16 protein-coding genes and 1 tRNA gene are annotated in these 22,664 nt (G+C 66.8%); 7 read left to right on the top strand and 10 right to left on the bottom strand.

The features are described from left to right. Window positions 1-497: 497 nt before the first annotated feature. The 5 genes from C3L37_RS04150 (at window position 498) to C3L37_RS04170 (ending at window position 8,921) form a co-directional block, all read left to right on the top strand. The gene (locus C3L37_RS04150) at window positions 498-2,570 is read left to right on the top strand and encodes a PrkA family serine protein kinase (RefSeq protein ID WP_129113343.1); all 2,073 of its coding nucleotides are present in this window, start codon (window positions 498-500) and stop codon (window positions 2,568-2,570) included. A gap of 4 nt (window positions 2,571-2,574) precedes the next feature. After that, window positions 2,575-4,842: a PrkA family serine protein kinase gene (locus tag C3L37_RS04155; RefSeq protein ID WP_129113344.1), complete on the top strand. Its 2,268-nt coding sequence runs from the start codon at window positions 2,575-2,577 to the stop codon at window positions 4,840-4,842. Further along, the gene (locus C3L37_RS04160) at window positions 4,833-6,149 is read left to right on the top strand and encodes a YeaH/YhbH family protein (protein ID WP_129113345.1); all 1,317 of its coding nucleotides are present in this window, start codon (window positions 4,833-4,835) and stop codon (window positions 6,147-6,149) included. The genes C3L37_RS04155 and C3L37_RS04160 overlap by 10 nt, the downstream gene beginning before the upstream one ends. Then, window positions 6,146-8,155 (top strand): SpoVR family protein, encoded by a 2,010-nt coding sequence (locus C3L37_RS04165; RefSeq protein WP_129113346.1) that lies wholly within the window; start codon window positions 6,146-6,148, stop codon window positions 8,153-8,155. The genes C3L37_RS04160 and C3L37_RS04165 overlap by 4 nt, the downstream gene beginning before the upstream one ends. 202 nt (window positions 8,156-8,357) lie before the next feature. After that, on the top strand, window positions 8,358-8,921 hold the full coding sequence (locus tag C3L37_RS04170; RefSeq protein WP_228546099.1) for a DUF7344 domain-containing protein: 564 nt from the start codon (window positions 8,358-8,360) through the stop codon (window positions 8,919-8,921). Window positions 8,922-8,999: 78 nt separating this feature from the next. Here C3L37_RS04170 and C3L37_RS04175 read toward each other — a convergent pair. The 4 genes from C3L37_RS04175 to C3L37_RS04190 form a co-directional block, all read right to left on the bottom strand. Beyond that, window positions 9,000-9,074, bottom strand: a tRNA-Glu gene (locus tag C3L37_RS04175). Between the two features lie 55 nt (window positions 9,075-9,129). Further along, entirely contained in the window at window positions 9,130-11,127 is a 1,998-nt protein-coding gene (locus C3L37_RS04180; protein WP_129113347.1) for a 3-hydroxyacyl-CoA dehydrogenase/enoyl-CoA hydratase family protein, read from the bottom strand. Window positions 11,128-11,193: 66 nt separating this feature from the next. Next, entirely contained in the window at window positions 11,194-11,526 is a 333-nt protein-coding gene (locus tag C3L37_RS04185; protein ID WP_129113348.1) for a HalOD1 output domain-containing protein, read from the bottom strand. A 117-nt stretch (window positions 11,527-11,643) separates the two neighbouring features. After that, window positions 11,644-13,002, bottom strand: coding sequence for a putative ATP-dependent zinc protease (locus C3L37_RS04190; RefSeq protein WP_129113349.1), 1,359 nt, complete (start codon window positions 13,000-13,002; stop codon window positions 11,644-11,646). 162 nt (window positions 13,003-13,164) lie between these two features. Here C3L37_RS04190 and C3L37_RS04195 point away from each other — a divergent pair, with 162 nt between their 5' ends. Next, the gene (locus C3L37_RS04195; protein WP_129113350.1) at window positions 13,165-14,190 is read left to right on the top strand and encodes a succinylglutamate desuccinylase/aspartoacylase family protein; all 1,026 of its coding nucleotides are present in this window, start codon (window positions 13,165-13,167) and stop codon (window positions 14,188-14,190) included. Between the two features lie 165 nt (window positions 14,191-14,355). Next, window positions 14,356-15,597 (top strand): ABC transporter substrate-binding protein, encoded by a 1,242-nt coding sequence (locus C3L37_RS04200; protein ID WP_129113351.1) that lies wholly within the window; start codon window positions 14,356-14,358, stop codon window positions 15,595-15,597. A 36-nt stretch (window positions 15,598-15,633) separates the two neighbouring features. On the opposite strand, the gene C3L37_RS04205 is transcribed toward C3L37_RS04200, so the two are convergent. From C3L37_RS04205 to C3L37_RS04230, 6 genes are all read right to left on the bottom strand, one after another. Continuing rightward, window positions 15,634-17,931 (bottom strand): glycoside hydrolase family 3 protein, encoded by a 2,298-nt coding sequence (locus C3L37_RS04205; RefSeq protein ID WP_228546100.1) that lies wholly within the window; start codon window positions 17,929-17,931, stop codon window positions 15,634-15,636. A 157-nt stretch (window positions 17,932-18,088) separates the two neighbouring features. Then, the gene (locus tag C3L37_RS04210) at window positions 18,089-18,751 is read right to left on the bottom strand and encodes a nitroreductase family protein (RefSeq protein ID WP_129113352.1); all 663 of its coding nucleotides are present in this window, start codon (window positions 18,749-18,751) and stop codon (window positions 18,089-18,091) included. 112 nt (window positions 18,752-18,863) lie between these two features. Further along, a complete protein-coding gene (locus C3L37_RS04215; protein ID WP_129113353.1) occupies window positions 18,864-19,478 on the bottom strand; it encodes a GAP family protein in 615 nt (204 codons plus the stop codon). Window positions 19,479-19,638: 160 nt separating this feature from the next. Then, the gene (locus C3L37_RS04220; RefSeq protein ID WP_129113408.1) at window positions 19,639-20,352 is read right to left on the bottom strand and encodes an ABC transporter ATP-binding protein; all 714 of its coding nucleotides are present in this window, start codon (window positions 20,350-20,352) and stop codon (window positions 19,639-19,641) included. Window positions 20,353-20,411: 59 nt separating this feature from the next. Next, a complete protein-coding gene (locus C3L37_RS04225; protein ID WP_228546102.1) occupies window positions 20,412-21,329 on the bottom strand; it encodes an ABC transporter ATP-binding protein in 918 nt (305 codons plus the stop codon). Next, window positions 21,326-22,651 (bottom strand): branched-chain amino acid ABC transporter permease, encoded by a 1,326-nt coding sequence (locus C3L37_RS04230; protein ID WP_129113354.1) that lies wholly within the window; start codon window positions 22,649-22,651, stop codon window positions 21,326-21,328. The genes C3L37_RS04225 and C3L37_RS04230 overlap by 4 nt, the downstream gene beginning before the upstream one ends. Window positions 22,652-22,664: the final 13 nt, after the last annotated feature.

The raw sequence follows: 22,664 nt of genomic DNA on the forward strand, positions 1-22,664 counted from the left end.
GCGTCGCCCGCAACCCTTTCGGTGGTCGCCGTCGTTTCTCGTCACGGGAGACCGATGACGGTGACGCCGAAGATATATAAGCGGGGGTATCTCGGGTAACCGTCGTCGGTTATCGAGTGGTCCCCGTCACCGTGTTTCACGCGTCGGACTCGGGGGGGTGCCGCCGAATTCGACGAAACGGTTATATGGGAGCGTATCTCACAGTCTAAATAGTCTCGGTCAGCGCCGACCGGACGACCACTCCCCGCGCCGCCCATCGGTCCCGACGTTCTGTAGGTTCACGCCGCCGAAAATTCACGCCGCGCGGAATGAGTGGTATGATTGAACATGCCACGGACCGGACACCCACTCCGCAGCGACGGTCGACCGCGGCAAGAGCGGCGCGTCCGGACGCTCCGATGGCTCTCGACGCGGTCTCTCTCCTGCCTTCTCCCCTCGTGCCGGGTCGCCTTCGACGCGTCCGGCCCGCCACAAGACGAGACTCCGTCAGTGATACAATGAACGGCGAGATCGAAACCCTCGAAGACCTCAGTCAGCACTACCAGGAATCGGTGCCCGCGGACCTGCGGGAAGCGAAATCGTTCGACTGGTACCTGAAAGAGGTGTACGAAGACCCGCGGATCGCCCGCAACGCGCACCAGCGCGTTGCCGACATGTTCGACCACTACGGCACCCGGTACGACGAGGACGCCGGCGTGGTCGAATACCTCATGGCCTCGGAGGACCCCCTCCACGACGGGGACAACACCTTCTACGGCCGCGAGGTGCACGAATCCATCCACGAGTTCGTGAACAAGGTGAAAAGCGGCGCTCGCGGCCTCGGGCCCGAAAAGCGGATCAAGCTACTGCTCGGTCCCGTCGGATCCGGAAAGTCCCACTTCGACTCGATGGTACGACGGTACTTCGAGGACTACACCATGCGCGACGAGGGGCGGATGTACACGTTCCGCTGGGTCAACCTCTGCGACGTCATCAGGGATCAGGACCCGGCGGACGACACCGTCCAGTCGCCGATGAACCAGGATCCGATCGTGTTGCTCCCGCAGGAACAGCGCGACAGGGTGATAGAGCGGCTCAACGAGGACTTCGACGCCCCCTACACGATCCGAAACGAACAGTCGCTCGACCCCGCGTCGGAGTTCTACATGGACCGACTCTTGGCGTACTACGACGACGACCTCCAGGCGGTCCTCGAAAATCACGTCGAGATCATCCGTCTCGTCGCCAGCGAGAACAAGCGTCAGTGCATCGAGACGTTCGAGCCGAAGGACAAGAAGAATCAGGACGAGACGGAGCTCACGGGCGACGTCAACTACTCGAAGCTCGCGGTGTACGGCGAGTCCGATCCGCGGGCGTTCGACTACTCGGGGGCGTTCTGCAACGCCAATCGCGGCATCTTCTCCGGCGAGGAGTTGCTCAAGCTCCAGCGCGAGTTCCTCTACGACTTCCTGCACGCGAGCCAGGAGCAGACGATAAAGCCGAAGAACAACCCTCGGATCGACATCGACCAGGTGATCGTCGGTCGGACGAACATGCCCGAGTACCGGGACAAGAAGGGCGACGAGAAGATGGAGGCGTTCAACGACCGCACGAAGCGGATCGACTTCCCGTACGTCCTCGAGTACGAACAGGAGGCCGAGATCTACCAGAAGATGCTCCGCAACGCGGACGTCCCGTACATGCACATCGAGCCGCACACGCTCGAGATGGCGGGGCTGTTCGGCGTCCTGACGCGCATCGAGGAGCCGGACGGCGAGCGCATCTCGCTGACGCAGAAGGCGAAGGCGTACAACGGCGAGATCGACGACAGCGACGACGTCGACGTGAAGAAGCTCCGCGAGGAGGGCGAGGGGAAAGCCGACATCTCGGAGGGGATGGCCGGCGTCTCGGCGCGGTTCATCGGCGACGAGATCGCAGAGGCGATCATGGACTCGACCCACCGCGGCCGCGATTACCTCAGCCCGCTCACGGTGTTCAACCACTTCGAGGAGAACCTCGAAAACCACGGCTCCATCCCCGAGGAGAACATCGAACGGTACCACCGCTACCTCGAGATGGTGCGCGAGGAGTACAAAGCGCGCGCCATCGAGGACGTCCGCCACGCGCTGGCGTACGACCTCGACGAGATCCGCCGACAGGGCGAAAAGTACATGGACCACGTGATGGCCTACATCGACGACGCGACCGTCAAGGACGACCTCACCGGCCGCGAGCAGGAGCCGGACGAGAAGTTCCTCCGCTCCGTCGAGGAGAAGCTCGAGATCCCGTCGGACCGCAAGGACGACTTCCGACAGGAGGTGTCCAACTGGGTGTCGCGGCGCGCCCGCGAGGGGACGAGTTTCAACCCGCAGGACAACGACCGCCTGCGCCGCGCGCTGGAGCGGAAACTCTGGGAGGACAAAAAGCACAACATCAACTTCTCGGCGCTGGTGTCCGCGAACGAGCTCGACGACGACGAGCGCAACGCGTGGATCGACGCGCTCGAAGAGCGGGGCTACTCCCGCGAGGGCGCGCGCGAGGTCCTCGAGTTCGCCGGCGCGGAGGTGGCCAAGGCGGAACTGGAAGCCTAACACGATGCGACGGAACTACATCCGGGAGGCCGACCGGGCGCTCGACGGCGCGTACGAGGAGCCGATGAGCCTCGCGGAGTACGTCGACGCCGCGTTCGAGTCGCCCTCGATCGCCTCGCACGCGAGCAAGTACCTCCTCGACGCCATCGAGTCGATGGGGACCCGGACGGTCATAGAGGAGGGCGAAGAGCGCGAGCGCTACCGCTTCTTCGACGATCCGCACAACGACGGCGAGCACGCCATCCTCGGCAACACGGCGGTGTTGAACGGGTTCGTCGACGACCTCCGGACCATCGCCGCAGAACGCGGCAAGGGCGAGAAGATCATCTGGTTCGACGGACCGACGGCGACGGGGAAATCGGAGCTGAAGCGCTGTCTCATCAACGGACTGCGCGAGTACTCGAAGACGCCGGCCGGTCGGCGGTACACCGTCGAGTGGAACGTCGCGAACGCCTCCGACACGCGCGGGCTGAGCTACGGCGACGAGGGGATCGACGACGAGGACGACTGGTACGAAAGCCCCGTGCAGGTCCACCCCTTCGCCGTGTTCCCCCCGGCGGTTCGTCGCCGCCTCCTCGCGGATCTGAACGACACGCTCGACGGACACATCCCCGTCGCCACGAACGTCGGTCTCGACCCCTTCTGCCGGGAGGCGTACTCCTACCTGGAGGAGCAGTACCGGCGCGACGGGAAGAGCGACCTCTTCTCGGCGATCACCGATCCGAAGCACCTCCGGGTGAAAAACTACGTCGTCGACGTCGGGCGGGGAATCGGCGTCCTCCACTCGGAGGACGACGGTACCCCGAAGGAGCGGCTGGTCGGCAGCTGGATGCCGGGCATGCTCCGCGAACTCGACTCGCGGGGGCGGAAGAACCCGCAGGCGTTCTCCTACGACGGCGTGCTCTCGCAGGGCAACTGCCTCCTCACCATCGTCGAGGACGCGACCCAGCACTCCGATCTCCTTCAGAAGCTCCTCAACGTGCCAGACGAGCACCACGTCAAGCTCGACAAGGGGATCGGGATGGACATCGACACGCAGCTCGTCATCATCTCGAACCCGGACCTCGACGTGGAACTGGACAAGTTCGCGGATCGCAACGGACGGGACCCGCTGAAGGCGCTGAAGCGTCGGCTCGATCGCCACGAGTTCCGGTACCTCACGAACCTGAGCCTCGAAACCGAGCTGATCCGCCGGGAGCTCACGAACGAGACGCCGGTCTGGGAGGCGGAGGCGTACGAGGAACTGAGAGAGCGCATCCGCGCGCCGCTCAGGCTCGACGTGCGGGACGGTCACGGCACCGTACGCGACCGCGAGCTCGCCCCGCACGCGCTGGAGGCGGCCGCGCTGTACAGCGTCGTCACCCGGCTCGACGCCGAGGACGTGCCGCCGGGATTGAACCTCGTGGACAAGGCGATCCTCTTCGACCGCGGCTACCTGCAGGAGGGAGACGAGCGCCGCGACGTCGACGAGTTCGACTTCAGCCACGACGGCGACGGCACCCACGGCGTCCCCGTCACCTACACCCGCGACATCATCGCGGACCTCCTCCACGGCGACCGCGACCGCCACCACCCGGAACTGCCGGTCGAACTCGTGATCATGCCCGACGACGTGCTCGACGCGATGGTCGAGGAACTGGCGGACGCGCCGGTGTTCTCGCGCGCGGAGGCGACGGAGTACGAGGGACGACTGGCGTCGGTGAAGAGCTACGTCTTCGAACAGCAGGAGACGGACGTGCTCGACGCGTTGCTCGCGGAGAAAGGCGTCGAAGAGGAGACCGTCGCCGAGTACGTAGAGCACGTCTACGCGTGGGCCGGCGACGAACAGCTCGAAAGCGAGCACGGGCCGGTCGACCCCGACCCGCTCCTCATGAAACTGTTCGAGACGGAACACCTCGGTCGGTTCGGCCCCGGCGCGTACGTCGGCAACGAGCCCACGGAGCCCGTCAAGGAGTTCCGCCGCGAGAAGGTCATCACCGCGCTCAACCGCTACGCGTGGGAGAGCCGCGACGAGGAGTTCTCGGTGTCGAACGTGGACTTCTCGGAGATACCGGTGATAAAGGAAGTGCTCGAAACCTACGACTGGAACGACGTCAGCCGACTCTTCGAGGACCTCGACCCGAGACAGTGGAACGATCCGCCGGCGAACACCGAGACCGCGGCGGTCAAGGAAAAGACGATCGCGCACATGACGACGCGCGGCTACAGCGAGGCGTCCGCCGAACTGACGAGCCGGAAAGTGATGCGCGAGGTGGGGTACAAATGGGACTGAGAGAGGACGTCGAACGGTTCCGCGAGGTCGGCGAGGAGCGCCGCGAGGACTTAAAGGAGTTCATCAGCTACGGCGACCTCGGCGGCAGCGGGCCGAACAGCATCAACATCCCCATCAAGATCGTCGACCTCCCGGAGTTCGCCTACGACCGCCGCGACATGGGCGGCGTCGGGCAGGGGCAGGGCGGCACGCCGGACGTGGGACAGCCGGTCGGCCAGCCGCAACCGCAACCCGGCGACGGCGAGGAGGGCGATCCCGGCGAGGAGGGGGCGGAGCACGAGTACTACGAGATGGACCCGGAGGAGTTCGCCCAGGAGCTCGACGAGGAACTCGGGCTCGACCTCGAACCGAAGGGAAAGGAGGTGATAGAGGAGATCGAGGGCGACTTCACGGACGTCACCCGAACGGGACCGAACAGCACCCTCGACTTCCAGAAGCTGTTCAAGTCGGGGCTGAAGCGCAAGCTCGCGATGGACTTCGACGAGGACTACGTCCGCGAGGCGCTGAAGGTCGAAGGCGCGACGCCGGACGACGTGTTCCGGTGGGCGCGCGAGGAGAACATCCTCGTCTCGCGCGCGTGGGTCGAAGACGCCGCGACTGACATTCCGGAGTCGGAGAAGGACACGTGGGCGAGCTTCGAGGAGATGATGGAGAACGTCGAGCGGACCTCGACGATGCAGCGCATCCGCCGCGACGGGCTGAAGGACATCCCCTTCCGCCGAGAGGACGAGCGCTACCGTCACCCGGAGGTCGTAGAGGAAAAACAAAAGAACGTCGTCGTCGTCAACATCCGCGACGTCTCCGGGTCGATGCGCGAGAAGAAGCGCGAGCTCGTCGAGCGGACGTTCACCCCGCTCGATTGGTACCTCACGGGGAAGTACGACAACGCGGAGTTCGTCTACATCGCCCACGACGCGGAGGCGTGGCGAGTCGAGCGCGAGCAGTTCTTCGGCATCCGCTCCGGCGGCGGGACGAAGATCTCCTCGGCGTACCGGCTCGCGAAGGAGATCCTGGAGGAGGAGTACCCCTGGAACGAGTGGAACCGCTACGTCTTCGCCGCGGGCGACAGCGAGAACTCCTCGAACGACACGCGCGAGAACGTCGTCCCGATCATGCGCGAGATCCCGGCGAACCTCCACGCCTACGTCGAGACCCAGCCCGGCGGCAACGCGATCAACGCGACGCACGCGGAGGAGGTCGAAAGCTCGCTGAGCGATCAGGGGAACGTCGTCGTCGCCTACGTCAAGCGCCCGGAGGACGTGGTCGACGCGATCTACCGCATCCTGAGCACGGAGGACGCGTCATGAGGGACGACCGGATCGACGCGAGAAAGGAGGCCGCGAAGCTCGAGGAACCCGTCCGCGAAGCCGGCGCGCTGGCGCGGAAGCTCGGCCTGGACCCGTACCCGGTGAACTACTGGATCGTCGACCACGACGAGATGAACCAGCTCATCGCCTACGGCGGGTTCCAGACCCGATATCCACACTGGCGCTGGGGGATGACGTACGACCGCCAGCGAAAGCAGGACCAGTTCGGGATGGGGAAGGCGTTCGAGATCGTCAACAACGACAACCCCAGCCACGCGTTCCTGCAGGAGTCGAACTCGCTCTCGGACCAGAAGGCCGTGATCACCCACGTCGAGGCGCACGCCGACTTCTTCGCGAACAACGAGTGGTTCGGCCTCTTCGCCGAGGGCGGCGACTCGTTGGCCGCGGCCGCGATGCTCGAACAGCACGCGGAGGCGATCGGCCGGTACATGGACGACCCGGAGATCGACCGCGGCGAGGTCGAGGCGTTCATCGACGCGGTCCTCTGTCTGGAGGACACGATCGACCAGCACCGCGCGTACGCGAAGGCGGGCAGCCCGCGCGAGCGCGAGGTCCGCGAGGACCTCCGCGAGCGCCTCGAACAGTTGCAGATCTCCGAGGACGTCCGCAGACAGGTGTTCGACGAGGAGTGGCTCGAACGGCGCGAGGCCGCGGAGAAGGAGGCGGCGGAGCTCGAAGAGCCGAGAAAGGACGTGCTGGCGTTCCTCCGCGAGCACGGCCGGCGCTACGACGAGGAGAAGGGGCGCGCGGTCGAGATGGAGCCGTGGCAGAAGGACGTCCTCGACATGCTCCGCGAGGAGGCGTACTACTTCGCCGCCCAGAAGATGACGAAGGTGATGAACGAGGGGTGGGCCGCCTACTGGGAGTCGATGATGATGAGCGAGGAGCGGTTCGCGGGGACCGACGAGTTCGTCACCTACGCCGACCACCAGGCGCGCGTGCTCGGGTCGCCCGGGCTCAACCCCTACAAGCTCGGCAAGGAGCTCTGGGAGTACGTCGAGAACACCACCAATCGCCGCGAGGTCGCCGATAAGCTCCTGCGGGTGGCGGGCGTCACGTGGCGGAACTTCCACGACGTCGTCGACTTCGACGAGGTGGAACGACTCCTCCAGCCCGAGCCGGCCATCGACGCGGTGGGGTCCGACGCGCTGGGCGAACTGGCCGCGCTCGCCGAGGACGACCCGCGCGTCGACCGCGAGGCGCTCGATCGGGCGCGCGACGATCCGGAGGCGGTCGACGTCGACCGCTACCCCTGGAAGGTGCTCACCTACGACGGGCTCGCCGAGCGGCACTTCTCGCTCGTCAAGCCGCAGAATCGCGGGTTCCTCCGGCGCATCCGCCGCTCGGAACTCGAACAGCTCTCGCGGTACATGTTCGACGACGAACGGTACGGAACGGTCGAAGAGGCGATCGCCGACGTGAACTACGCCGTCGGGTGGGATCGGATGCGCGAAGTGCGCGAGAGCCACAACGACGTGACGTTCCTCGACGCCTTCCTCACCCAGGAGTTCGTCACCGAGAACCACTACTTCACCTACGAGTACACGCGGGCGAGCGGCGACTTCCGCGTCACCAGCGACGCCTACGAGGACGTGAAGAAGAAGCTGCTCTTGCGCTTTACGAACTTCGGGAAGCCGACGATCTCCGTCTACGACGGCAACTACGACAACCGCGGCGAGTTGCTCCTCGGCCACCAGTACAACGGCGTGATGCTCGACCTCGAACAGGCGAAGGGGGTCCTCGAACGCCTCTACGGCCTCTGGGGTCGCCCGGTGAACCTCATGACGATCGTGAAGGAGTACGACGATCACGATCTCGAGATCGCCCGCCGCCGCAACCGCGAACCCGAGCCGATCGAGGTCGGACGGCGGATCCGCTACGACGGCGACTCCTTCGAGACCCACGACCTCGAAACGGAGCTGAAAGACCGCATCGCCGCGAGCGACGTCGACTACGACACGAAACCCGACGACTGGCTCGCGTGAGCGGACGGATCACCGTCGTTCGGGCCGCGGTCTGCGGTCGCGATCGTCCGTGATCGACCCGACCGTCTTCGCGGAATAAATAGTCAATTCCGGCAATTTTCCTCATCGTTCGAAGTAGACCCGGCGTGCTATTTAATGTATATTTGAAAATAAAAAATTATTGGATAGATTGAAGCACTGTCAGAAGAGAGTCACCGTCGGGATGAGTTCAGATGGGGCTAGCGAAGAACCGGCGGAGATGACGGACGACGGCGCGCTCGAATCGACCGAGATACACGACGTCCTCAGAAACGCCCGGCGGCGTCGCGTGCTCGAACGGCTCAACGAATCCGGCGGCTCGGAGACCGTCCGGGAGCTGTCGGAGCACGTCGCGGGAATCGAGGCGGGGGAGACGCCCCCGCCCCGGAACGTCCGCCAGAGCGTCTACGTGTCGCTGCACCAGACGCACTTGCCGAAGCTCGACGATCTCGGGATCGTTTCGTACGATTCGGACGCCAAGGAGGTCGCGCTCGCACAGCACGCCGACGAAGTGACCGTCTACCTCGAGGTCGTGCCGAAGTACGGGATCTCCTGGGGGGAGTACTACCTCGGTCTGGGGCTGCTCGGCCTGCTCGTGTTGCTGGCCGAGTCGTTCGGCGTTCCGGTGATCGGCGGGATCGATCCGACCGTCCTCTCCGGCGGCTTCTTCTCCCTCATCATCGTCTCGTCCGCGTATCACATCACGACCCAACAGTGTTCGCTGTTTCACCGTCTTCGAGGTCGGTAATCCCCGTCGACGCGGGTGTCGAGCGAATCGTCTCGGTCGCTGCGGTCGCTTCAGAAACGCTCGCTTCGTTCGTGAAAATGCTCGGTCGGGGATTTGAACCCCGGTCATCGGCTCGAAAGGCCGAAATGATTGGCCGGACTACACCAACCGAGCGCGTTTGAAATTGGCTCGGGAAATCGTTTAAAGATTCCGTTACGGCGTCGGAGTGCTACTTCCCTTCGAACTCCGGCTCGCGGTCGCCCACGAACGCGGTGATCCCTTCCATCAGGTCGTCGGTGTTCATGAGGTGGCCGAACGCCTGCGCTTCGATCTCCAGCCCCGCCTCGATGTCCTCGCGGCCCCGAAGCATCGCGCGCTTCGTGAACGCCTGCGCGATCGGCGGCCCGCCGGCGAGCCGCGTCGCGAGTTCCATCGCGCGGTCGAGCAGCTCGTCGTTTCCGACCACCTCGTTCACGAAGCCGTACCGCTCCATCGTCTCCGCGCCGAACCGCTCGCCGGTGAAGATGATCTCCTTCGCGCGGCCCTCGCCGACGACGTGACGCAGGCGTTGGGTGCCGCCCCAGCCGGGAAGGAGGCCGAGGTTGTGCTCCGGCTGGCCGAGCTCGGAGCGCTCGCTCGCGACGCGCAGATCCGCGCAGGTGGCGAGCTCCATCCCGCCGCCGAGGCAGTAGCCGTCGATGCCCGCGACGACGGGCACGTCGCACGATTCGAGCTTGCCGAACGTCGCCTGTCCCTTCCGCGAGAGCTCGACGGCGGCGAGGGCGTCCGCGCCGCCCGCGGCCATGCTCTGGACGTCCGCGCCGGCCGAGAAAGCGCGGTCGCCCTCGCCCGTGATGAGGATCGCGCGGACCCCCTCGTCGGCTTCGAGCGCGTCGATCGCCGCGTCGAGGTCGTCCAGCAGTTCCGCGCTGATCGTGTTCATCCGGTGCGGGCGATCGAGCACGACGTGACCCACGCGCCCCTCGCGCTCGATCCGGATCGTCTCGAAGTCGAGCGCGCCGCCCGCTCCGTTCGCTCCGGCGGCGTTCTCCGCGTTCCCGCCGTGGAACGTCGAGCCGGACTCGGCCAGTTCGCGGAGGTAGGAGACGGCGTCGTAGCGCGCCTCGCCGGTCTCCTCGTGTAAGTCGTCGAGGCGGTCGACGAGCGACTCGATCCCGGCGTCGTCGGCCATCTTCGCCGGCCCGTCCGGGAAGCCCGCGCCGAGCTGGACCGCGCGGTCGATCGCCGCGGCGTCGGCGACCTCGTTCTCGACGAGGCCCGCGACCTCGTTCGCCATGAGCGCGGTCAGTCGCTCGCGGACGTCCTCGCGGCCCTCGTCGCTCGGGATCTCCGCCCCGTCGCCCCCCTCGTAGTCGTAGAAGCCCGCGCCGGTCTTCTTGCCGAGATCGCCGTCATCGACCTTCTCTTCGAGCAGCGGGCAGGGCCGGTAGGCGTCGCCGAGCACCTCGTGCATGTATTCGAGGACGTGGTAGCCGACGTCGATGCCGACCTGGTCTGCGAGTTCGAAGCTCCCCATCGGCAGGCCCATGTCGAACTTGGTCGTGCTGTCGACTTCCGCGACGGTGGCGTCGCCCTCGCGGACGATCCACGCGGCCTCGTTCATCAGCGGGACGAGCACCCGGTTGACGATGAAGCCGGGGCTGTCCTTGCGGACGCGCACCGGCGTCTTGTCCATCGACTCCGCCAACCCCTCGATCAGGCCGAGCGTCTCGTCGGCCGTGTGCGCGCCGGAGATCACCTCGACGAGCGGCATCCGGACCGGGGGGTTGAAAAAGTGCATCCCGCAGAACCGCTCGGGTCGCCCCGTGACCTCCGACAGCTCCGTGACGGAGAGACTCGACGTGTTGGTCGCGAACACCGTGCGGTCGGGGGCGTGCGACGCCAGTTCGCCGTACACCTCCTTTTTGATCTCCATCTTCTCCGGCACCGCCTCGATCACCACGTCGGCGTCCGCGACGGCCGGTTCGAGGTCGACGAACGTCTCGATCCGGCCGAGCGCCGCGTCCGCCTCGTCCTCGCCGATTCGCTCGTTCTCCGCCAGTTTTCCGAGGCTCCACTCGATCTGGTCGTACCCGTTCCGCACGAACTCCTCGTTGATGTCGCGCAGCGCGACGTCGTAGCCGGCGAGGGCCGCGACCTCGGCGATGCCGTGACCCATGTTGCCCGCTCCGAGAACCGCGACGGTGTTGACGTCGGATAACTCCATAGCCGATGGCTCGGCTGCCGGCGGTTTCAACGTTTCCCTCGTCCGGGTGAAAAACTCGAAGATCGTTTATTCTGCCGCCCGTCCACCGTCGGGACGGTCGTAGACGAACACCGCTCCCGCCGTCTCGACGACGATGAGAAAGCCCCAGTGTTCGAAGATGACGATCCCGTCCGTCCGCGGCGTTCCGTCGTACTGGGCTCGGAACAGGCCGTCGAGCGCGTCGGGGTCGATCGCGTCGTTCAGCGGCTCGTCGGACGTCGTCCGCGACCGGCGGACCGCGTTGACGGCGTCGACGACGGCGGTGCTCAGCTCTTCGTCCTCCTCGAGCGCGTACCTGAGCAGACAGTTCCCGGTGCCGCGTCGGAGGCGCCGCAGGACGTTCGATTGCTCGGAAACCATAGTTCGTTCTATTTAAACCTCCAGCTGATTTAGGACATTAGATGAGTAACGGTAACGGGGTTGAATAGTTCACGATTTCGTGTCGCGCGGACTCCCCCGCGTCGACACCGATCTCCGCTATTCGAGGTACTCCTCTTCCCGCTCGTCGTCGGGGACGTCCGCGTCGGCCCGACGACGGACGTCGACGCGGTAGTGTTCGAGGATGTCCCGGCCGAGGAGCAGCGGGTAGTCCATGTGGCTCCGGTCCTCGACGCTCGCCGTCACCGTGTGCTGTTTGCCGCCGATCCCGATGACGAGGTCGACGACGGGTCGGGCCTTGCCGCGCTTCATACTCCCTGACTTGACGCGCGTCATGCTCTTTATCGGGCCCGCGCCGATCTCGGCGGCGAGGCGGGTGTCGATGCTGGTTCGCGTCGCGCCCGTGTCGGACTTCGCGAGCGCCTGCGTCGACCCGCTCGTCCCGCTGACGACGACTTCCTCGATGTAGCCGATGATCGGGGCCTCCTCCTGTTCCGGCGGCTCGACCCGGGGCATGCTCGCGGGCGCGGAGTCGTCGAGCGTCGCCGAGAGCTCCGCGACGCGCTCGTCGTCGACCTCCCCACCGGCCGCCTCGACGGCCATCTTCGCGATGTACGGCGCGGGACTCCGGCCGGTCGCCTTGTACAGGCCCTTGAAGCCGGCGGTGGGGTTGACTTCGAGGACGAACCAGCCGGCGTCGCCCTCCACGAGGTCGACGCCGGCGTAGTCGAGACCCATGACCTCGGTCGCGTAGAGCGCGGTTTCCGCCGCCGCTTCCGGCAGTTCGTCGGTCGCGTTCTGCACGTCGCCGCCGAGGGCGACGTTCGTCCGCCAGTCCCCCTCCGGGGCGTAGCGGTACATCGCGCCGATGATCTCGTCGCCGACGACGTACACCCGGAGATCGCGGTGGCGGGTCTCGTCGCGCTCTATGAGCTTCTGGAGGAACGCCTGCCGGTTGCCGACCTTCGGGTTGACCGGGTCGGTCAGGTCGACCTTCCACGTCCCGCCGCCGTGGGTTCCGATGGCGGTCTTGTAGACGCCGACGGAGCCGAAGCGCCCCCGGTCCTGGTTGAGGCGGTCGTTCGACAGCGCGAGCAGCGCGTCCGGCACCTGGATGTTCCAGTTCGCGAGCGTCGCCGCCGTCGCGAACTTGTGGATCGCCGTGAGCACCGCGTCGGGTTCGTTCAACATCGGACGGATCCGGTTGAACGTCGTCGCCAGCCCCAGAAGCTCGGCGGGTTCTTCGGTGTTCGAGAGGAGCAGCCGGTTCGCGACGACGTCGATCTCGGGTTCGACGGTGAGTTCGCTGTCCTCGATGTTGATGGCGGTGTTCTCCCGGCGCAACCACACGCCCGCGTGACCCAGATCGTCGACGGCGTTCAGGATGGCCTTCGTCTCCTTGCTGTTGTGTAGCGACAATACGCCGACACGAACGTCGTCCCCGTCTGTGATTCCCATGTGGAAGAACATACTCGCCGCCGGTTTCAAAGACATACCGGTCTCTCAGCCGCTTAAACGACGATACAGGTCCGGTAACTGATGATTAACGGGGAGAAACGACAACGTACCGTCCGCGGATCGTGAAGGACGATTTATATGCGACCGTCGCCGAGTAGGGGTATGAGCGACGACGGGGCCTTCACCTACAACGGGGGGAAGGTCGAGCCGGGGGAGACGCAGAACCTCCGGTACGGGATCAGCGAGACGTACCTCGGCGATCCGGTTCGAATCCCGGTCACCATCGTGAACGGCGAACTGCCGGGACCGACGGTGTACCTCTCCGCGGCGGCGCACGGCGACGAGCTCAACGGGATCGAGGTCGTCCGCGAGGTGGCCCACGAGTGGAACCTCGCCGACCTCGCCGGCACGCTCGTCTGCCTCCCGGTGATGAACGTCCCCGGCTTCCTGTTCCAGCAACGGTACCTTCCGATCTACGACCGCGACCTCAACCGCTCGTTTCCGGGGCGAGCCGACTCGACGAGCGCGAAGCGGATGGCGCACGTCATCTTCGAGAACTTCATCGACCCCTGCGACTTCGGGCTGGACTTTCACACCTCGACGCGCGGTCGCACCAACATGCTGCACGTGCGCGCGGACATGTCGGCTCCGGGCGTCGCCCGTCTGGCGAAGGCGTTCGGAACGAACGTCATCATCGACAGCGAGGGGCCCGAAGGGACGCTCCGCGGGGAGGCGACGATGGCCGGCACGCCGACGATCACCCTCGAGATGGGCGAGGCGCACAGGTTCCAGCGCGGGCTCATCGACGAGGCGCTCGCCGGCGTCGAGAGCGTGTTCGCCGAGTACGGCCTGATGGCGTCCAAAACGGTCCGCTGGCCGGGCTGGCGGACCGTGATCACGGGGGACAGGGAGAAGACCTGGATCCGCGCGGACGCGGGGGGCATCGTCGACATGCACTTCGAGCGGGGGGCGCTCGTCCACGAGGGCGACCGCATCTGCACCATCACCAACCCGTTCAAGGACGACAACGTCGTCGTCGAAGCGCCCTTCACGGGGCTGCTCGTGGGCATCCTTGAGAACCCGGTGGTCTACCCCGGCAACCCGCTCTGCCACCTCGTCGAACTGGACGACGAGACGAGACGCGCCGTCCAACGCGAGCAGTCCCCGGACTCCGACGAAGGGACGTGAGCGCGAGGAAGCCGAGGGACCGAAAGGACGGGGAGAGCACACGTCCGTCGGCGCGAAATCCCGCGAGAACCGCCGCGAAGACCGGATATTCCCGACGCTCGGACACTACGTGTTTCTTAGTTGAGATATATTTATGCGGCTGAGCGGCCATACTCTCACGTTGCCATGACACACGTCATCAATAGGCGCACATTCCTCGCCGGCGTCGGCGCGGCGGGGATCGGACTGGCCGGATCCGTCGGGAGCGTACACGGCCAGCAGGGGGGGCAAGAACTCAGGGTCGGCGTCCTGCAGCCGGTGACGGGCGATCTGGCGTCCGTCGGCATCCCGATACGGGACGCCGCCCTGCTGCCGGCGATTCAACTCAACGACGCGGGCACCGACTACCGGATCGTCACGCAGGCCGAAGACACCCAGACCGATCCGCAGGCCGGGATCAGCGCGGCGCAGGCGCTCGTCGACGCCGGTTACCCGTCGATCACCGGTCCCGCGGCCTCGGAGGTGACGATCCAGGTGGCGCAGAACGTCCTGATTCCGAATCAGGTCGTCGGTTGCTCGCCGTCGAGCACGGCACCGGAGATCACCGGGCTGCAGGACGACGGGTTCGTCTGGCGCACGTGCCCGAGTGACGCCGTCCAGGGGCAGGTGCTCGCGCAGGTCGCCGCCAACCGGGTGAACGCCTCGTCGGTGTCGATCATGTTCGTCAACAACTCCTACGGGCAGGCGCTCGCGAACAGCTTCGCGCAGTCGTTCGACGGCGAGATTCCGGCGCGAGTCGCCTTCGAGCAGGTGCAGTCGTCCTACGCGGCGCAGCTACAGGAGGCGCTCGCGAGCCAACCGGACGCGCTGTTGATCATCTCCTACCCCGAGAGCGGCAACCAGCTGTTCCGCGACTTCTACTCCAGTTACAGCCGCGACATCCAGATCCTCGTGACCGACGGGCTCCGCGATCCGGAGCTGCCCGGAAACGTCGGCCAACCGCTGACGAACGTCATCGGAACGGCGCCGTCGGCCGCCGGCCCGGCCCAGCAGTTCTTCACGCAGCAGTACCAGCGAGAGTACGGCAGCGCCCCCGGCGTCTTCACCGCGCAGGCGTACGACGCGACCGCCATCCAGATCCTCGCCAACGTCGCCGGCGGGGCGCGGAATCGGGGGCCGCCCGTCCGCGACAACATGCAGGCCGTGGCGAACCCGCCCGGGCGGGCCGTCGGCCCGAACAACCTGCCCGACGCGCTGGCGCTGGCCGCGAACGGGACCGAGATCAACTACCAGGGCGCGTCTAGCAGCGTCACGTTCGACGACAACGGCGACGTGACGACGGCCGCGTACGAGATCTTCACCTACACCGAAGGGGGTGGGATCGAACAGCTCGACGTCGTCGAGTTCCAGACGGATCGGGGGAACTGACGCCGTCGACACCCTTCGAGGGAACGTCGGGTTCAGTCACACCACCGTCAGCGTCCGTTCTTCCTCCCAGTCTCCTGCGGTTATCGCGTACTCCCCCGGGAGCACCCGCAGCTCGTCCTTCGAGAACACGTCTCCCGGCACTGTCGCGAGCTGCGCGATCGACGCCCGCACGTTCACGCGGGTCGACTCGCCCGGATCGAGCGACGCGCGGTCGAACCCGATCACTTCGGTCATCGGCGAGGGGATCGCTCCGCCGCGACGGTGGGCGTACACCGGTACCACGTGGTCGCCCGATCGGGAGCCGACGTTCGTCACCCGGACCGACGTGACGATCCGCCGATTCGCACGCTCGGCCGGGATCGTGGCGGGATCCACGCGGAGGTCCTCGTACTCGAACTCGGTGTACGAGAGCCCGTGTCCGAACGGAAAGAGCGGCTCCTGCGTGGACGTCGGCGGAGTTTCGCCCGTCCCGAACAGTTCGGGCGGGTACGCGTTGTGGACGTTAAGCAGTTGGCCGGTGCCGGCGGGCCACGTGAACGGGAGCCGTCCGGCGGGGTTTACGTTCCCGAACACCGCGTCGGCGACGGCGGTCCCTCCCATCGTGCCCGGGAGGTACGCCATCACCGCGGCAGGGAGACGATCGAACACGTCCGTCCCCCGCGGCCGCCCGGCGAAGATCACGCCCGCGAACGGCGTTCCGACCGAATCGAGCGTTCGCACGAGTTCCCGCTGAGCGGCGGGAAGTTCGAGCGTGTCGGTGTCCCCGTGTTCCTCCGCGTAAGGACCCTCGCCGAGAACGGCGACGACGGCGTCCGCGTCGGAGGCGGCCTCCCGGACCGCGGACTCGTTATCGAACTCGTGGAGACCGGTGGGCTCGTGGACGACGTTCGTCGCGTCGCCGACGGCGGTTTCGATCCCGTCGAGCGGCGTGACGGCGGGCGGCAGGGTCTCGCCGACCCTCTGCCACCCGAGGGTCCACCCGCCCATCATGTTGGCGACGTCGTCCGCGCTCGGTCCCGTGACGAGAACCGTCCCGACCTCGGGGTCGAAGGGAAGCGTTCCGTCGTTCTGCAGGAGCGTCACCGAATCGGCGGCGACTTCGTACGCCAGATCGCGGGCCCCGCCGCCGACCTCGGAGGCCCGCCCGGGATCGGCGTACGGGTCCTCGAACAACCCGAGCGCCTCCTTGAACGCGAGCACGTTCGCGACCGCGTCGTCGACGCGGTCGGTCGGAATTTCGCCGCTCTCTACCAGCTCCCGAAGGTACGTCTGGTAAGTGTCGACGGTGTCGGACTCGATGTCCGCCGCGGGAACCATGTACATGTCGATACCCGCGTTGATCCCGAGTCTGACGGCTTCCTTCACGTCGTCCGCGAACCCGTGGACCGCGACCATCCGATAGAAGTCGTGCCAGTCGCTCACGACCAGCCCCTCGAATCCCAACTCGTCCCGGAGGATATCCTGCAGCAGTTCCTTCGAGGCGTGAGCGGGGACGCCGTTGACCGAACCGCTGTTGACCATTACCGTCTCGGCGCCGGCACAGATACCGGCGTGAAACGGCGGTAGGTGCGCGTGTCGGAACGTCCGGTAGGGGATGAGCGCCGGCGTGCGGTCGTCGCCGTGACGGGGTTCGGAGTAACCCGCGAAGTGTTTGATCGTCGCGCCGGCGGCCTTGTACCCGCTCTCCCTCCGCTCGTAGCCCCGAACCTTCTCTGCGACCATCCGCGAACTGAGGTACGGATCCTCGCTGAAGCCCTCGTAGAACCGCCCCCACCGCGGATCGCGCTGGAGGTCGGCCACCGGGGAGAACGTCCAGTGGGTCCCGGTGGCTCGGAGCGTCTCCGACGTGTGTTCGGCCGTCCGGCGGGCGTACTCCTCGTTCCACGTCGCGCCGACCCCGTGGTTGTGGGGGAAGATCGTGGCCCCGTCGAGGTTGTTGTTTCCGTGGACGGCGTCGATGCCGAACACGAACGGAACGTCGTGCGGCTGCGCCTCGATCGAGGCGTCGAGGAGTTCGTTGACGTCCTCCGCGAGTCCGACCGGATCGTCGGTCGTCGCGTACATGAGCGATCCGGGCTGGTACTCCTCGAAGAACGCCGTCGGATCGTCGCCCACCTCGTAGGCCGCGACCTGCGTCATCTGCCCGATCTTCTCCCGCAGGCTCATCTCCGAGACGAGCGTTCGCACCCGTTCGCTCGTTCGTTTCGCCCGCACGGGCTCGCTCGCGAGGTATCCACCCAGAGCCGCCGACAGCCCGATCCCCCCGGTCGCTTCCATGAACCGCCGTCGGGTGGTTCCGCCGTCCGGTGTACTGTGATCGTTATTATCTAGCATTCCGGGAGAAATTCAGTGCTAATAGTATAATAATTAATCTAACGGACGTTGATACTCGCACGGACGGTCGGCGATCCGCGACGCCGGAAGTCGATCGGGAGCGCGCCGAAGCGAGGTCGGTCCTTCCGAACGAGGGGCGGTCTCTCCGACCGCCACCCTAGTACGATTCGCGGTGGAGGACCTCGTCGACGGATCGACGGGGAAGACGCTCGGGTTCCGGGCCGCCACTCGGGCCGACGGCGATCAGCATCACCGGGATTTCGTCGTCGGGCAGGTCGAGGAGCTCGGCCATCCCCTCCGCGTCGAAACCGATCATCGGCGTCGCTTTCAGCCCGCGGGCGTGCGCCGACAGCAGGAGGTTCTGCGCGGCGAGGCTGGCGTTTCGAACGGCGTAGTCCCGGCCGAACCGCTCGTCCTCGTACATCTCGACCGACTGGGCCTTCGTCTGCTCGGCGGCCGCCTCGTCCATTCGACCCGCCTCGACCCACTCGTCGAACACGCGGTCCGCGGTCTTGGCTTCGGTGTGTCCGACCACCAGAATCGCGGTTCCGGCCTCGCGGACGTGTTCCTGGCCGTACGCCAGTTCGACCACGTTTTCGAGTCGGTCCTCGTCCTGTACGGCCACGAACTCCCAGGGCTGGAGGTTGTACGAGGACGGGGCCAGCGTGGCGTCGCGGACGAGCGCTTCGAGCGTCTCGTCCGCGAGGTCCTCGTCCGGATCGAAGTTGTGCCCCGAGCGCCGGGTTCGGACGGCGTCGACGGCCTCCGGGAACGTCTCGTCGTGCGCTACGCGCTCGTCGGCGGCCTGCGAGTGAGACATCGACCGAGGGTAACGTCTCGCCCGTTAACGGCCTGACGGTGGACGGCGGGATTACCGATTGTTATTTGCTACCGTATCACTCTGGAGATCGATCGCGCGCGGTATCGGGCTATCACGTGAGGTTACCGACGACCATCGCGACGAAGAACGCGAGCACGAGTTCGTTGATCACCCACGAGTGCGTCTTCATCCAGTCGCGGGCCCGCGGGAGGAACGCCTCCGCCCGTTCGCCGAACGCGAGCAGGGTGAGCGACGGCAGCGACAGGAACAGCAGCGTGAGCGCGAGAAACGGGAGGGAATCCGTCCACGGGAGGCGGTTGGCCGCGAGGTAGGAGCCGACGGAGACGGCGGTGAGGACGTCGGTCGGGAAAAATCCCAGCAGCAGGAAGCCGAGTTTGAACGCGAACGTCGGCCGCGCCGACTGCAGGGTTCCCATCCACTTCGGCGGCTTCGACTCCCCTCTCTTCAGGTAGGTGTGCGCCATGGCGACGAGGAGGAGAACGAGGACGACGGCGTGGATCGCGTCGCTCGAACCCCCTCGCTCGATGGAGCCGTTACTGAACAGGTACGCGAGCGCGACGAGGAGGCCGACGGAGAGGGCCGCGCCGAGGACGAACGAGGCGGAGTTCCGTCGCCAGTCCTCGCTCGTCGCCAGGAAGACGGCGCTGAGGATCTGCGGTCCCGCGACCATCACGATCGCCAGCGGGAGCACCGTCAGAAAGCTCATGGCTCGATCGTCAGCCGAGAAGCCGCCTCCCGCCCGCCGCCGCGATGCGAACCCGCCGATCCCGACTCGCGATTCTCCACGATCGCCCTAACGCGACGGCTCCGGTTCAAGGTGTCGGTGAAGCATCAAATCCCGAGATCGTCGGATCGCCGGTGAAACCTCACGTCCGGGCGTCCGCGCCGCCGAGGAACCCCCGGCGGACCTCCTCGTCCGCGAGCAGCGCCTCGCCGGTGTCCGTGAAGCGGTTTCGCCCTTGAACGAGCACGTACCCGCGGTCGCAGCGGCGGAGCGCCTCCGTCGCGTTCTGTTCGACGACGAGGACCGCGGTGCCGGCGTCGTTGATCGCGTCGACGCGGTCGAACATCTCCTCCACGAGGTCCGGGGCCAGTCCGGCCGAGGGCTCGTCGAGCAGCAGGAGGTCGGGGTCGAGCATGAGCGCCCGTCCCATCGCGAGCATCTGCTGTTGCCCGCCCGAGAGGGTGCCCGCGCGCTGCGACTGGCGCTCTTCGAGGACGGGAAAGCGCTCGAAGACGTCCCGGAGCGCGTCGTCGGGGACCGAGTCGAGGATGTACGCCCCCATCTCGAGGTTCTCGTGGACCGAAAGCGACGGGAAGACGTTCTCGGTCTGGGGGACGTAGCTGATCCCACGGCGGATCACCGCCTCCGGCGGGAGGTCGCTTATGTCCTCGCCGTCGAAGACGACCCGGCCGCCCAGGTACGTCGTGAGCCCGAAGACGGACTTCAGGACGGTCGACTTTCCCGCCCCGTTCGGCCCGATGACGGCGACGTACTCGCCGGCGTCCACCGCGAGGTCGACGCCGAAGAGGATCTGCAGGTCGTCGTACCCCGCGTCGAGGTCCTTGACGACGAGCAGTCCGTCGCGGTCGTCCCCGTCGCCCCGGTCCTCGCGGTCGGTGCGGTCGACGCCGGTGCTCACACGTTCGCCCCCAGGTACGCGTCGATCACGCGCTCGTCCTCCACGATCGCCGCCGGCGCGTCGTCGGCGAGCACCCGCCCCTGGTGCATCACGATCACGCGCTCGCAGTTGTTCATGATCACGTCCATGTCGTGTTCGACGAGCAGGAAGGTGTAGCCCTCTCGGCGGAGGTCGTGTATCCGGTCGAGCAGCTTCTCCTCCAGCACGGGGTTCACCCCGGCGAGCGGTTCGTCCAACAGGAGCACGTCGGGGTCCGTGAGGAGCGCCCGCGCCAGTTCGAGGAGCTTTCGCTGGCCGCCGGAGAGGGTGCCCGCGTACTCCTCGGCGAGGTGGTCGATCTCGAAGAATTCGAGCGTCTCCCAGACCCGATCGCGGAGTTCGCGCTCTTGCTCCCTGACCGCCCGTCGAGAGCCGGGGAGCACCGACCGCCAGAGCCGCTCGCCCCGCTGGTCCTGCGGCGCGAGCATCATGTTCTCGAGGACGGTCATCTCCGCGAGTTCGCGGGCTATCTGGAACGTCCGAACCAGCCCGCGATCCGCGATCGCGTAGGGCCGAAGTCCCGTGATCTCCTCGTCGTAGAGGTAGACCGCGCCGCCGTCCGGTCGGTAGACGCCCGTGATGCAGTCGAACGTCGTCGATTTCCCCGCCCCGTTCGGTCCGATGAGTCCGGTCAGCGACCCCGCCTCGACGTCGAAACTCGCGCCGTCGACCGCGGTCAGCCCGCCGAACCGCTTTACGAGGTTCTCCACCCGGAGCGGACTCCCCGTCGGCACCCCCCGTGCTGCGTGCTCGACCGGCGACGCGCGTTCCGTTTCCCCGGCATCGGGTGCCGAGGCCGCGTCCGTCGCCGCGTCGTCGGCCCGCCCGTCGATCGTCGGCCGCGCGCCGCCGCCCGCCTCCGAGGCGTCGCTCACGGTCGCTCACCTCCTCGACCGTCGGCCCGCGCCGGCCGCGGCGTGCGTCGCGAGAGATCGACGCTCGCGGCGACCTCCTTGCGGTGGCCGAGCAATCCCCGGGGTCGGTTCTGCATGAAGTACACGAGCACGACGCCCGCGAGCACGAAGCGGAGTGAAGAGAGGTCCGCCAGCGCGTAGGCGAAAAGCGGGGTCACGTCGAACGACGCGAGCGGCGCGACGGCGGCGACGAACGTGTCCGGCGCGTCGCCGACGGGGACCAACTGCGCGACCAACCGCCGGACGAACGTCGGTCCCTCGAAGAGCAGGCCGACGAAGAGCGCGCCGCCGATCACGCTGCCGGTGTTCGACCCCGCGCCGCCGACGATGAGGGCGATGAAGATGTAGAACGTCAGGATGGGTAGGAAGCTGCTCGGGCTGACGTACGACTGGCTGCCCTGCCAGAGGATCCCGCCGAGTCCCATGAGCGCGCAGCCGAGCATGAACGTCTTGATCTTGAAGCGACCGGTGTCCTTTCCGAGCGAACTCGCCACGAGCTCGTCCTCGCGGATGGCCTTCAGCACCCGGCCGAACGGGGAGTTGCCGACGCGCGACAGGAGCAGGTAGAACAGCCCGACGAAGCCGAGGAGCACGAGCGTGTACGCCCAGTCGACCACGGTCGTGTGCCCGATCTCGGCGCTCCGAGCGAGTTCGAACGCGGCCTCGCCGAGGGCGGTCGGCGGCGACGCCGGGCTGCGGGGATCGCTGTAGAACAGCGCGTTGATCGGGTTCGTCGGCAGCGGCAACCCCTGCGAGCCGCCGGTGCCGAGTTCGGTCCCGGCGACGGAAAACGTCCGGAGGGTCGTCGAGTTGTACACGATCCGGATGATCTCGGACAGCGCGAGCGTGACGATCGCGAGGTAGTCCGCCTTCAGCCGGAGCGCGGGCAGCGCCGCGATCGCACCCACGACAGCGGCGGCGACCATGCCGCCGACGACGCCGACGGGGAGCGGGAGTCCGAGCCCGGGGATTCCGCCCGCCGCGGGATCCGTCGGCGCGGTGAGCATCGCCATCGTGTAGACGCCGACGGCCATGAACCCGGCGACGCCGATGTTGAACAGGCCGGCGTACCCCCACTGGAGGTTGAGCGCGAGCGCGAGGAGCGCGTAGACCGCGGCGAAGAAGGTGATCCGCTGGAGGGTGCTCGCCACCCCGTCGACGCCCAGCCCGAGAAAGAGTCCGAGCAGCGTGAATCCGGCGTACAGCGCGAGGAAGACGCCGACGATCAGTCCGGCGTCGCCGCCGGGGAGCCGGTTCGTTCGGCGCTCCGCGTCCGCGCTCACCGGCGGTCACCCC

Origin of the sequence: Halegenticoccus tardaugens, assembly GCF_004116405.1 — an archaeon.
In the GTDB taxonomy this organism is placed as follows: Archaea; Halobacteriota; Halobacteria; order Halobacteriales; family Haloferacaceae; genus Halegenticoccus; species Halegenticoccus tardaugens.

Bases quoted from the DNA above. Each gene is read 5' to 3' on its own strand.
- C3L37_RS04200 (WP_129113351.1), top strand. From the start codon at position 14,356: ATGACACACGTCATCAATAGGCGCACATTCCTCGCCGGCGTCGGCGCG.
- C3L37_RS04195 (WP_129113350.1), top strand. From the start codon at position 13,165: ATGAGCGACGACGGGGCCTTCACCTACAACGGGGGGAAGGTCGAGCCG.
- C3L37_RS04205 (WP_228546100.1), bottom strand. From the start codon at position 17,931: ATGCTAGATAATAACGATCACAGTACACCGGACGGCGGAACCACCCGA.
- C3L37_RS04150 (WP_129113343.1), top strand. From the start codon at position 498: ATGAACGGCGAGATCGAAACCCTCGAAGACCTCAGTCAGCACTACCAG.
- C3L37_RS04190 (WP_129113349.1), bottom strand. From the start codon at position 13,002: ATGGGAATCACAGACGGGGACGACGTTCGTGTCGGCGTATTGTCGCTA.
- C3L37_RS04210 (WP_129113352.1), bottom strand. From the start codon at position 18,751: ATGTCTCACTCGCAGGCCGCCGACGAGCGCGTAGCGCACGACGAGACG.
- C3L37_RS04155 (WP_129113344.1), top strand. From the start codon at position 2,575: ATGCGACGGAACTACATCCGGGAGGCCGACCGGGCGCTCGACGGCGCG.
- C3L37_RS04160 (WP_129113345.1), top strand. From the start codon at position 4,833: ATGGGACTGAGAGAGGACGTCGAACGGTTCCGCGAGGTCGGCGAGGAG.
- C3L37_RS04215 (WP_129113353.1), bottom strand. From the start codon at position 19,478: ATGAGCTTTCTGACGGTGCTCCCGCTGGCGATCGTGATGGTCGCGGGA.
- C3L37_RS04165 (WP_129113346.1), top strand. From the start codon at position 6,146: ATGAGGGACGACCGGATCGACGCGAGAAAGGAGGCCGCGAAGCTCGAG.
- C3L37_RS04170 (WP_228546099.1), top strand. From the start codon at position 8,358: ATGAGTTCAGATGGGGCTAGCGAAGAACCGGCGGAGATGACGGACGAC.
- C3L37_RS04185 (WP_129113348.1), bottom strand. From the start codon at position 11,526: ATGGTTTCCGAGCAATCGAACGTCCTGCGGCGCCTCCGACGCGGCACC.
- C3L37_RS04180 (WP_129113347.1), bottom strand. From the start codon at position 11,127: ATGGAGTTATCCGACGTCAACACCGTCGCGGTTCTCGGAGCGGGCAAC.